This is a genomic window from Geodermatophilus sp. DF01-2 (assembly GCF_004571065.1).
Lineage (GTDB): Bacteria > Actinomycetota > Actinomycetes > Mycobacteriales > Geodermatophilaceae > Geodermatophilus.
In genome coordinates, this window is the sequence record NZ_SPQN01000109.1 from 1 (window position 1) to 10,652 (window position 10,652).

The following is a 10,652-nucleotide window of genomic DNA, read 5'->3' on the forward strand; positions in this document are numbered from 1 at the left end:
TTGGCTGCGGACAGCGCCGTCCCGGCCCGGGCGACCTGCGGCCGCAGCCCGCCGTCGGTGCCCGCGGCGAGCAGCGCACGGGCCTCGGCGAGGTCCTCCTCGCTCTCGGCCCGCACCTGCGTCACCCGGGCCTCGGCCGCCTGCAGGTCGCCGGCCAGCCGCCCGACGGCGTCCAGCAGCGTGCTCGTCTGGGCCAGGGCGTCCTCGGCCACCCGGATGTCCCCGACGGCTCCGCCCGCCCTGCCGGCCGCGAGGTCGCCGCGCGCCTCGGTCACCGCCCGCTCGGCCGCGGCCAGCCGCGCCCGGGCCTGCACCAGGTTGTCCGTCACGGGTGCCAGCGCGGCCGGTGCGTAGCGCCGCTGCAGCACGGCGAACCGCTCCTCGTCCGCGGGCAGCCGCCCGCGCAGCGCCGTGATCCGCGAGGTGAGCGCGTCGAGGGCCTGCGGCGCGGTGCGCTCCAGGTCGCGCAGCCGGTCGAACGCTTCGGCCTGCTCGTCGAGGCGGGCGTCGGCCGCGGTGGTCAACTGCAGCATCTCGGCGAGCACCCGCCGCTTCGTCGGCTCGTCCGTGCCGGGTCCCCGGCCGCCCGACTCGTCGTCCAGCTGCTGGCGCAGCGCGAAGGCGCGGGCCAGCTCCTGCTCCGAGGCCGCCAGCGCCTCGGCGAACCCCGCGACCGCCTCCTGGCCGTACTGCAGCCGCGCGTAGTCGAGGTCGAGCCGGGAGGTCTTGACCGCCTCGTCCAGCTCGAGCAGCGCCGTGCTGGCCTGGCCCTCCAGCTGTTCGGTGGGGACGCCGGCGTGCGGGTCCGGCCGCTCCAGCCGCCGGGTGGGTGGCGGCCCCTGCCTCCGGCGGCGGGACCGCGCGACCAGGTAGGCGCCGCCGGCGAGCGCCGCGATGCCGCCCACCACGGCGATCGCGCCCAGCCCGCCGCCACCCTCACCACCGCTGCCCAGGCCCTCGGCGAAGGCGACGGCCGCCCCGTCGAAGTCCCCGGCGGTGAGCTCCGGCTCGACGTCGGAGGCGATCAGCTCCTCGATCTCCTGGCGCGAGAGCGAGAAGTCCGCGGGCGGGTCGTACGCGTAGAGCCGGTCCTCGACGGCGACGGCGAACAGGACGTCGTTGCCGCCGAACCCGGACAGCTCCGCGGTCCGGTCTGCCCACTCGCGCGGATCGAGGCCGGCGAAGGAGTCGACGTAGACGACGAACAGCTGCACCTGCTCCTCGGCCTGCAGCTCGGCGACCGCGGCCTCGACCGAAGACTCATCGCCGACGAGCACGCCGGCGCGGTCGGTGACCTGCTCGGGCACGTCGAACGGCGGCTCGGCCAGCGCGGGGCCCGCGCCGAGGAGGACGACGGCGGCCAGCGGGGCGAGGACGGCGGACAGCCGGCGCACGAGGGGACCTCCGCGGAATCGGGTGCGGCGACCCTACCCGCGCCGGACGGTCTGCTCCGTGGCCCGCGGGGGTAGGCCGGGGGGCGTGGGCATCGCAGCGAGGAGCGGAGCGCCTGCGGGAAGGAACCGTGGACTCTTCGCGCGAGACGTGGAGGACGCATGACCGAACCCGACCGGATCCCCGCCGCCGACCTGCCGCCGGGAGCGGTCCGCCGCGCCGGCGACTGGGCCGTGGGCAACCGGAACGGCCGGTACTTCGCCGTCTCCCGGCGCTGCCGGCACCAGCTCGCCGACCTGTCGAGGGGCACGCTGGACGCCGAGGGCTGCCTGGTCTGCCCCTGGCACCAGAGCCGCTACGACGTCCGGACCGGCGAGATGCTCGACGGCCCGCACGGCTTCCTCGGCTACCACGGGTCGACGCCGGGCTACACGCAGCTGATCGCGGCGATCGGCCGGATCGCGCGGCTGCGGGTCCGCCGGGCGACCCGCCGGGGGAAGGACGTCGTCCTCGAGTGAGCGGAGTCGCTCGGGGCCGGGAACCGTCGTCGAGCGACTCCGCCCCGGGCCACCCGCTACGCCTGCTCCTGACGGGGAACCGGCCGGTCACGACCGAGGAAGATGCCGTCGTCCTCCTCGACCGGTCGCGGCCCCTCCGCCGAGGGCGCCGTGGCGTGCAGCGCCTCCTCCGGCGACCGCGGCCGCAGCACGCCGTCCCGGATCTCCTCGGCCCAGTGGCAGCTCACCAGGTGGCCCGGCGCGAGTTCGCGCAGCACCGGCGCCTCGTCGGCGCACCGGGTCTCCTGCCGCCAAGGGCAGCGGGTGTGGAACCGGCACCCGCTGGGCGGGTCGGCCGGCGAGGGCAGGTCGCCGGCGAGCAGGATCCGCTCGCGCCGCTCCTCCACCACCGGGTCGGGCACCGGGACGGCGCTCATCAGCGCCCGGGTGTAGGGGTGCAGCGGCTCGTCGTAGAGGACGTCGGACGGCGCCTGCTCGACCAGCGAGCCGAGATACATCACCCCGACGACGTCGCTGATGTGCCGGACGACGGCCAGGTCGTGGGCGATGACCAGGTAGGTCAGGCCGAGCCGCTCCTGGATCTCCTCGAGCAGGTTGACCACCTGGGCCTGGACGCTGACGTCGAGGGCGGAGACCGGCTCGTCGGCGATCAGCAGGTCCGGCTCGAGGGCGATCGCGCGGGCGATGCCGATGCGCTGCCGCTGCCCGCCGGAGAACTCGTGCGGATAGCGCCGCAGTGCGGCCGCCGGCAGCCCGACGGCGTCCAGCAGCTCCCGGATCCGCGCGGCGATGCCGGCCTTCCCGCCACCCAGGCCGTGCGCCCGCAGCGGCTCGGACAGCAGCGACTCGACGTCCTGCCGGGGGTCGAGGCTGCCCAGCGGGTCCTGGAAGACCATCTGCATCCGCCGTCGCATCCGGCGCAGGGTCTCGCCGCCGAGGGCGGCGACGTCGGTGCCGTCGAACTCCACCCGGCCGGCGGTCGGCTCGACCAGCCGGAGGACGGCGCGGCCGAGGGTGGACTTGCCGCACCCGGACTCCCCCACCAGCCCGTAGGTGGTTCCGCGGTCGATGGACAGGCTCACCCCGTCGACGGCGCGGACGTGGCCGACGGTGCGGTCGAAGAACACCCCCCGCTTGATCGGGAAGTGCACCTGCAGGTCCTCGACCCGCAGCAGCGGCCGGTCGGGGGCGGTCATCGGGCGGCGCCCGCGGCGGTGGCTCCGGCGCCCACCGAGGGGTGCTCCAGCGGGTGCCGGCAGCGCAGCTCGCGGCCTGGGCCGTCGTACTCCAGCGGGACGGTGCTGCCCGCGACCTCGGTGAGGCAGTCGTCCTGGGCGTTGTCGCAGCGCGGGGCGAACGCGCAGCCCTCGGCCCACGGGATCGCGTCGCGCGCCGACCCGCGGATCGGCGTGAGCGGGACGCCGCGTCCAGCGTCCAGTCGCGGCACCGACGCGAGCAGCCCGCCGGTGTAGGGCTGCCGGGGCCGGGCGAACAACTCGTGTCGATCGGCGGTCTCGATGATCTTCCCCGCGTACATGACGTGCACCCGGTCGCAGAGGCCGGCGACGACACCGAGGTCGTGGGTGATCATCACCAGCGCCGTCCCCGAGTCGACGACCAGCTCGCGCAGCAGCTCGAGGATCTGCGCCTGGATGGTGACGTCGAGGGCGGTGGTCGGCTCGTCGGCGATGAGCAGCCGCGGCGAGCAGGCCAGCGCCATGGCGATCAGCGCCCGCTGCCGCATGCCGCCGGAGAGCTGGTGCGGGTACTCCTTGAGCCGGCGGGTGGGGTCGGGGATGCCGACGCGGTCGAGCAGACGGGTCGCCTCGTCGGCGGCCTCCCTGCGCGACATCCCGCGGTGCTCCAGCAGCACCTCGGTGACCTGGGTGCCGATCGGCACGACCGGGTTCAGCGAGGAGAGCGGGTCCTGGAAGACCATGGCCATGTCGGCGCCGCGCAGCGCCCGCAGGCGTCTCTGGTCGGCCCCCACGAGTTCCTGCCCGTCGAAGCGCACCGACCCACCGATCCGCACGCCACGCCGGGGCAGCAACCCCATGACGGCCAGCGAGGTGACCGACTTCCCGCACCCGGACTCCCCGACCAGGCCGATCGTCTCGCCCGGCGTCACGCTGAAGCTGATCCCGTCGACGGCGCGGGTGGCCTGCTCGCCGCGGCGGGTGAAGGTGACGGTGAGGTCGTCGACCTCCAGCACCGGGACGTCGGTGCGGTGGGCGTCCCCGTCCGGCCACGACCCCGGGGGCGAGGACCCCGGGGGCGAGGACCCCGGGGGCAAAGACTCGATGGTCACCGTCCCGACCTCCCTGTCTCCTGCTCGACTCCGCCCTCGTTCCGCTCCTCGGTCGACGTCATCGGCGGAACTTCGGGTCGAGGGCCTCGCGCAACCGCTCGCCGAGCAGGGTGAAGCCGAGCGCGACCACGATGATGCACAGCGCCGGCCAGATCGCCAGCGCCGGCCGGACGGAGAGGAAGTCCTGCGCGTTGGCCAGCATCGCTCCCCACTCCGGCCGGGCGATGTCGGGGTCGCCCAGGCCCAGGAAGGACAGCGCCGCCGCCTCGATGATCGCGGTGGCCAGCGACAGGGTCGCCTGCACGATCACCGGCGACAGCGAGTTGGGCAGGACGTGCCCGAAGACGATCCGGCCCCTCCTGACGCCGAGCGCCCGAGCGGCGACGGCGTAGTCGCTTCCCCGCTGCGCGAGCATCGACCCGCGCAGCAGCCGGGCGAAGATGGGCACCTGCGTGACCGCGATCGCGATCATCAGCGACGTCTGGCTCTGGCCGAGCAGGACCGAGACGGTGATGGCCATCAGCAGGCCCGGGATCGACAGGAGGATGTCGACGAACCGCATCACCACGGCGTCGACCCACCCGCCGAAGGCGCCGGCCAGGATGCCGAGGGTCATCCCGACCAGGACCCCGAGCACGGTCGAGACGAACCCGATCAGCAGCGACTGCCGTGATCCCCAGATCAGCCGGGAGAGCAGGTCGCGGCCGAGGTTGTCCACGCCGAGCGGGAAGCCCTGGCGCGGACCCGGGATCGAGCCGGGGCGGATCTCGGACAGCAGATACTGGGTGATCGGGTCCCGAGGGGCCAGCAGCGGGGCGAAGGCGGCCACCGCGAGGAAGACCAGCACGATGACGGCGCCGGTGATCGCGACCGGGTCGCGCCGCAGCCGGCGGAACGCGCTGCGGGTGAGCGAGACCCCGCCCTCGCCCTCGGGCTGGCCGGCCTGGGCGGCGAGTGCGTCGATCCGCTCCCGCTTGTACTGCCCCAGCACGGTCACCGGGCCCTCACTCTCGGGTCGAGCAGGCCGTAGGAGATGTCGACCAGCAGGTTCACCAGCACGTACACCACGGCCAGCATGAGGATGAAGCCCTGCAGGACGGCGAAGTCGCGGTAGGTGATCGCGTCGCGCAACGTCAGCCCGACCCCGCCGAAGGCGAACACCGTCTCGGTCAGCACCGCGCCCGACAGCAGGAGACCGGTCTGCAGGCCGATCGTCGTCGACACCGGCAGCAACGCGTTGCGGATGACGTGCCGGCGCCGAACGGTCGACGTCGCCAGGCCCTTGGCGTTCGCCGTCCGGACGTAGTCCTCGTTGACCACGTCGAGAACGGAGGCCCGGGTGATCCGCACGATGATCGCCAGCGGGATCGTGCCGAGGGCGATCGCCGGCAGGATCAGGTGCAGGACGGCGTCCCAGGCGGCATCCCATTCACCCGTGAGCAGCCCGTCGAGGACGTAGAAGTTCGTGACGCGGGTGGCGTCGATGCGCACGTCCTGCCGGCCGGAGCCGGGCAGCCAGCCCAGCTCGACGGCGAACAGCAGCCGGAACAGGTAGGCGAGGAAGAAGACCGGGATCGCCACCCCGATCAGCGAGCCGACCACCGACGCCGAGTCGAGGAAGCTGCCGTACCGGCGGGCGGCCAGGTAGCCGAGCGGGATGCCGACGCCGACGGCGAAGACCATGGCGAACACGGTCAGCTCGATGGTGCCGGGGAAGCGCTCGAGGAAGACCTCGGTCACCGGCCGCCCGTACTGGGTGGAGCTGCCGAAGTCGAGGGTGAGCGCGCGGCCGAGGAAGCGCAGGTACTGCACCCAGATGGGCTGGTCGAGGCCGAACAGCTCGTTGTAGCGGGCGATCGCCTCCGGGGTGGCGCGCTCCCCCAGCGCGGCCCGGGCGGGCCCGCCCGGCAGCGCCCGCAACCACGCGAACAGCAGCACGGACAGGCCCAGCAGGATCGGGATGAGCTGGAGCAGCCGCCGGACGATGAAGCGGAGCACGAGTCGGGTCAGCCCTTCCTGACGACGGTGTCCATGCGGGCAGGGTGCGCCGGCCGGTACGCGGTCGGCTCTCAGTCCTCCAGGTAGACCGTCGAGAAGTCCTCGGCGGTCAGCGGGCTGGGCTCGAGACCCTGCACGTTCTCGGCCACGACCAGCGCCGGGGGCGAGTGCGAGATCGGGACCGCCGGCAGGAACTCCTTGATCAGCTGGTTGGCCGCCTGGTACAGCTCGATCCGGGCGGCCGGGTCGGGCTCGGCGTCCGCCTGGGCCAGCGCCTGGAAGATCTCCGGGGCACTGAACGCCCCGAACTCGGCCGACGCCTGGTTGTTCTGGTCCTCGGCGAAGAACGTGCCGATGAAGTTGTAGGCGTCGTTGTAGTCACCGGTCCAGCCGAGCAGGTGGATGTCGGCCTGGCCCGACTGCACCGCCTGGAGGTAGTCCGGATTCCACTGCAGGGCGACCGGCTCGATCTGCAGACCGACCTCCTGCAGGTCCTCGCTGATCACCTGGAACATCGCGGCCGGGTCGGGCAGGTACGGCCGGCTGACGTCGGTCGGGTAGTAGAAGCGCAGGGTGGTGCCCACGGCCCCGGCCTCCTCCAGCAGCTGCCGGGCCCGCTCCGGGTCGTACTCGTAGGTCTGCACGTCCTCGGTCCACCCGTCGACCGTCGGCGGCATGAAGTTGATCGCGACCTCGGCGCCCTCGGGGAGCAGCGAGTTGACGATCGTCTCGCGGTCGATCGCATGGGCGATCGCCTGGCGGACCCGGATGTCCTGCAGCGCCGGGTTGGCGTTGGTGCCCGGCACGTTCCCGTGGTTGAAGCCCAGGTACAGGATGTTGAACGGGTCGCGGACGAGGATCTGGAAGCCCTCCTCCTGGAGGCTCGCGTAGTCGGCGGGGGCGACGAAGTCGTAGCCGTCGATCGTGCCCGCCTGCAGCTCCTGGCGGCGGGTGTTCCCGTCCGGGATGGTGCGGAAGATGATCTCGTCGAGCAGCGCGGGCTCGCCCCAGTAGTCCTCGTTGCGGACGATGGTGACCTCGCCGTTGCCCCGGTCCCAGCTCTCGAACCTGAAGGGGCCGGTGCCGGTCGGGTGCTCGAGGGCGTACTCGGTGTAGGTCAGCGCGTCCTCGCTGCCGGACAGGTTGTCGGCGTCGTACTCCTGGAGCGCGGTGGGGCTCTGGATGGAGAAGGCGGGCAGCGACAGAGCGGCGGGGATCTTGCTCGTCACCTGGTTGAACCGGACGACCGCGGTGTTCTCGTCGACGGCCTCGCAGCTCTCGTAGATCCCCGGGTCCTCGCTGTCGGCGAAGCCACCGAAGACCGCCTGGTAGTAGTACGAGGCGCTCGGGCTCTGGGCCAGGCCCTCGAAGTTGTGCCAGCGATCGAAGTTGAAGCAGACGGCCTCGGCGTTGAAGTCCGTCCCGTCGTGGAACGTGACCCCGTCGCGGAGCTCGAAGGTGTACTCCAGGCCGTCCTCGCTGACCGAGTAGTCCTCGGCGAGGGCGGGGACCAGCTCCGTACCGCCGGCCTCGGTCGTGAACAGGCCTTCGTGGATCTGCCGGGCGATGCGGAACGTCTCACCGTCGCTGGCGAACGCCGGGTCGAACATGGCGGGGTCGCCGGCGGCGCCGAAGACCATGGTGCCGCCGGACTGGCCCTCGGCCGAGTCCCCGCCGCCGGAGTCGTCTCGTTCGGAGGCGCACGCGGACAGCGTGACGGCGGTGAGCGCGGCCGCCGAGGCGGCGAGCACGCGGGCTGGACGACGATGCATCGCGGAAGACCTGCCTTCGTGGCCCCTCAGGGCCGGATGAGTTCCCGATGTGGTGGCCGTGCGGCGCGATACCTGCACGACGTGCTCGGGAACCCTAGGCCGATCACGTCCCGGCTGGTGAGCGACCTCCGGCGATCGACACCATCCTGTGACCTCGCTCGAGGCTCCACGGATCCGGCTGTGATGGAACCACCTGCCTCGGTGATCCCATCGGGATCATCCTGCGGCAGCCCGCACGACCGGGACAGCCCGGGCCGCCTCCCGCCGCAGGATCGGTCGCCGCAACAGTCCTGGCCGGGGAGCCCGGCGACCAGCCTGCAGCAGGCGGCCGAGCGCGTGCCCGGCTCGACTCACGGCCCGCCGGGTGAACGCGGAGAGGTCTGGATCCCCGCTCAGGGGATCCGCGATGAAGGCGACGTGGTCGTACTCCCGACCCGTCCGCCCGTCCGTTCCCCTGATGTGCTCCAGCCTCCCCACAGGGGACTGCGAGAACCGTTCCGCCTGCAGGCGACCTCCTCGGGTGGATGCAACGCAGACGGACACAGTCCGCCCGAATTCTGAAGTAGGGGCCGCGATACGTTGACTCCGCGCGTGAGATCTGACGTCGCCGACACATCGGTCGCGGCGAGCAGGCCCGACCGGCCAGATGGTCACGAACTCAGGGGATGCCCATGGTGGGGACTCCGCGCGCTCCACCCCTCGCTCGCCCCTCGACGCGATGCTCTCGCGGCCGTCGTCACGCGTCGATGCGGCGGCGTCCCTCGAAGGCCCGGCCGAGGGTGACCTCGTCGGCGTACTCCAGGTCGCCGCCCACGGGCAGGCCGCTGGCCAGCCGGGAGACCGCCAGCCCGAGCGGGCCGACCAGGCGCGCGAGGTAGGCGGCGGTCGCCTCCCCCTCGAGGTTGGGGTCGGTGGCGATGATCAGCTCGGTGACCGCGCCGCTCATCAGCCGGGTCATCAGCTCCTTGACCCGCAGGTCGTCGGGGCCGACGCCCTCGATCGGGCTGATCGCGCCGCCCAGCACGTGGTAGCGGCCGCGGAACTCGCGGGTGCGCTCGATCGCCACGACGTCCTTGGGTTCCTCGACGACGCAGATGACGTCGTCGCCGCGCCGCGGGTCGCGGCAGATGCGGCACCGCTCGCCCTCGGCGACGTTGTAGCAGGTGCTGCAGAACCGGACCTCGGCCTGCACGCGCTGCAGCGCAGCGACCAGCCGGCCGACGTCCGCGGACTCCGCGGCCAGCAGGTGGAAGGCGATGCGCTGGGCGCTCTTCGGCCCGACGCCGGGCAGCCGGCCGAGCTCGTCGATGAGGTCCTGAACGGCCCCCTCGTACACGGTGTTCCTCTCGTCGTGGAGGGGTGCCGCGACCTCTACAGGCCGGGCAGCCCCAGGCCGCCACCGAGGCCGCCGGCGAGCGGCCCCATGCGGCTGGCGGTGAGTTCGTTGACGGCGCGGGAGGCGTCGCGGAAGGCCGCGACGATCGAGTCCTGCAGGGTCTCGACGTCGTCGGGGTCGATGGCCGCGGGCGCGATGGTCACCGCGGTGACCTCGCCCTGCCCGGTCATCGTCACGCTGACCAGGCCGCCGGCGGCCGTGCCGGTGACCTCCTCCTGCGCCAGCTGCTCCTGCGCGGCAGCCAGCTGCTGCTGCATCTGCTGCGCCTGCTCGAGCAGACGTGCCATGTCGGGCTGGCCTCCGGGGAACATGACCCGAGGGTATGCCGGGGGGACGACACGTGCGGGGACGTCGGCGTCCTCAACCAGATGGTCGACGACCTTCGAGGGCATGCCGGACGGCGTCGCGTTGGAGAAGCTCCTGCTCGAGGACCTCGGCGACGGCCGCATCCGGCTGACCTCGACCTCGCTGGTCGGCTCCTTCGCCGACCCGGACGCGATGGTCGCCAGCGGCATGGAGGTCGGCGTCCGCGAGGGCTGCGAGCGCCTCGGCGAGGTCCTCGCACAGGACTGAGGCGCCGGCCTCCCCGGCCTCGTCCCGGCAAAAGGACCCCCTCCTCCCCACCCCTCGCACGCTCGGGGCAGTGCCCTGGAGGGGGCCACGAGAGCCCTAGTCGTCGATGGGGCGGGCGCCGAGGTGGGTGCGCAGCAGTGACAGCGCCGCCTGCTCGGGGTCGACGGCCGGCTCGGGAGCGCGGTCGCCTCCCGGACCCTCCGCCGCCCGCTCGGCCATGAGCTCGCGCGCCTCGGCGGCCTCGGCGGCCCGGGCCGCCTCCCGCGCGGCCTCCGGGGAGACGGTGCGGCCGGGCGCGGGCTGGCCCGGCGCATCCACGACGGCCTGCACCTTCCACCGCACGCCGAGCAGCTCCTGCAGCGCCGTCCGGACGACGTCCTTGTTGAGGTCGTCGCCCAGCATCTTGGCCAGCGCCGGCGAGGTCATGGACAGGGTCAGCATGCCTCCGGCCACGTCGTGGACCTGCGCGGACTTCAGCAGCGCCTCGGTGGTCCGCTTGTGCCGGCGGACGACGGCCAGCAGCTCCGGCCACACCCGCCGGACGTCGCCGGCGTCCAGCTCGCCGTCCGCGGCGTCCGGCTGCGGCGGGTTGGCCGTCACCACCGGCATCGGCTCGCTGCCGCGCGGCGCCGGCGAGGACTCGGCCGCGGCCCGGGGCGCCGACGTCGCCGTCGGTCGGGGCTGGTCGACGCGCG

General features: G+C 73.3%; 10 protein-coding genes and 1 pseudogene. 2 read left to right on the forward strand and 9 right to left on the reverse strand.

Annotated features, from left to right (window positions below; genetic code table 11):
• Positions 1–1,394: TPM domain-containing protein (locus E4P41_RS19725; protein ID WP_135142935.1), on the reverse strand; the 1,394-nt coding region annotated here is incomplete at its 3' end.
• Between the two features lie 159 nt (positions 1,395–1,553).
• Here E4P41_RS19725 and E4P41_RS19730 point away from each other — a divergent pair.
• Positions 1,554–1,910 (forward strand): Rieske (2Fe-2S) protein, encoded by a 357-nt coding sequence (locus tag E4P41_RS19730; protein WP_135142936.1) that lies wholly within the window; start codon positions 1,554–1,556, stop codon positions 1,908–1,910.
• A 56-nt stretch (positions 1,911–1,966) separates the two neighbouring features.
• On the opposite strand, the gene E4P41_RS19735 is transcribed toward E4P41_RS19730, so the two are convergent.
• From E4P41_RS19735 to E4P41_RS19765, 7 genes are all read right to left on the reverse strand, one after another.
• Complete coding sequence (locus E4P41_RS19735) at positions 1,967–3,106, reverse strand: ABC transporter ATP-binding protein (RefSeq protein WP_135142937.1); 1,140 nt, start codon at positions 3,104–3,106, stop codon at positions 1,967–1,969.
• A complete protein-coding gene (locus E4P41_RS19740; protein WP_245177506.1) occupies positions 3,103–4,218 on the reverse strand; it encodes an ABC transporter ATP-binding protein in 1,116 nt (371 codons plus the stop codon). The genes E4P41_RS19735 and E4P41_RS19740 overlap by 4 nt, the downstream gene beginning before the upstream one ends.
• Positions 4,219–4,276: 58 nt before the next feature.
• Positions 4,277–5,215, reverse strand: coding sequence for an ABC transporter permease (locus E4P41_RS19745; RefSeq protein WP_135142938.1), 939 nt, complete (start codon positions 5,213–5,215; stop codon positions 4,277–4,279).
• Complete coding sequence (locus E4P41_RS19750; RefSeq protein ID WP_135142939.1) at positions 5,212–6,216, reverse strand: ABC transporter permease; 1,005 nt, start codon at positions 6,214–6,216, stop codon at positions 5,212–5,214. The genes E4P41_RS19745 and E4P41_RS19750 overlap by 4 nt, the downstream gene beginning before the upstream one ends.
• 71 nt (positions 6,217–6,287) lie before the next feature.
• The gene (locus E4P41_RS19755) at positions 6,288–7,988 is read right to left on the reverse strand and encodes an ABC transporter substrate-binding protein (protein WP_135142940.1); all 1,701 of its coding nucleotides are present in this window, start codon (positions 7,986–7,988) and stop codon (positions 6,288–6,290) included.
• A gap of 736 nt (positions 7,989–8,724) precedes the next feature.
• On the reverse strand, positions 8,725–9,324 hold the full coding sequence (recR, locus tag E4P41_RS19760) for a recombination mediator RecR (protein ID WP_135142941.1): 600 nt from the start codon (positions 9,322–9,324) through the stop codon (positions 8,725–8,727).
• A gap of 35 nt (positions 9,325–9,359) precedes the next feature.
• On the reverse strand, positions 9,360–9,695 hold the full coding sequence (locus E4P41_RS19765; RefSeq protein ID WP_135142942.1) for a YbaB/EbfC family nucleoid-associated protein: 336 nt from the start codon (positions 9,693–9,695) through the stop codon (positions 9,360–9,362).
• Between the two features lie 79 nt (positions 9,696–9,774).
• Here E4P41_RS19765 and E4P41_RS19770 point away from each other — a divergent pair, with 79 nt between their 5' ends.
• Positions 9,775–9,957 (forward strand): hypothetical protein, encoded by a 183-nt coding sequence (locus E4P41_RS19770; protein WP_209307819.1) that lies wholly within the window; start codon positions 9,775–9,777, stop codon positions 9,955–9,957.
• A gap of 96 nt (positions 9,958–10,053) precedes the next feature.
• Here E4P41_RS19770 and E4P41_RS19775 read toward each other — a convergent pair.
• A pseudogene (locus tag E4P41_RS19775) lies at positions 10,054–10,652 on the reverse strand (DNA polymerase III subunit gamma/tau); the annotation flags it as partial.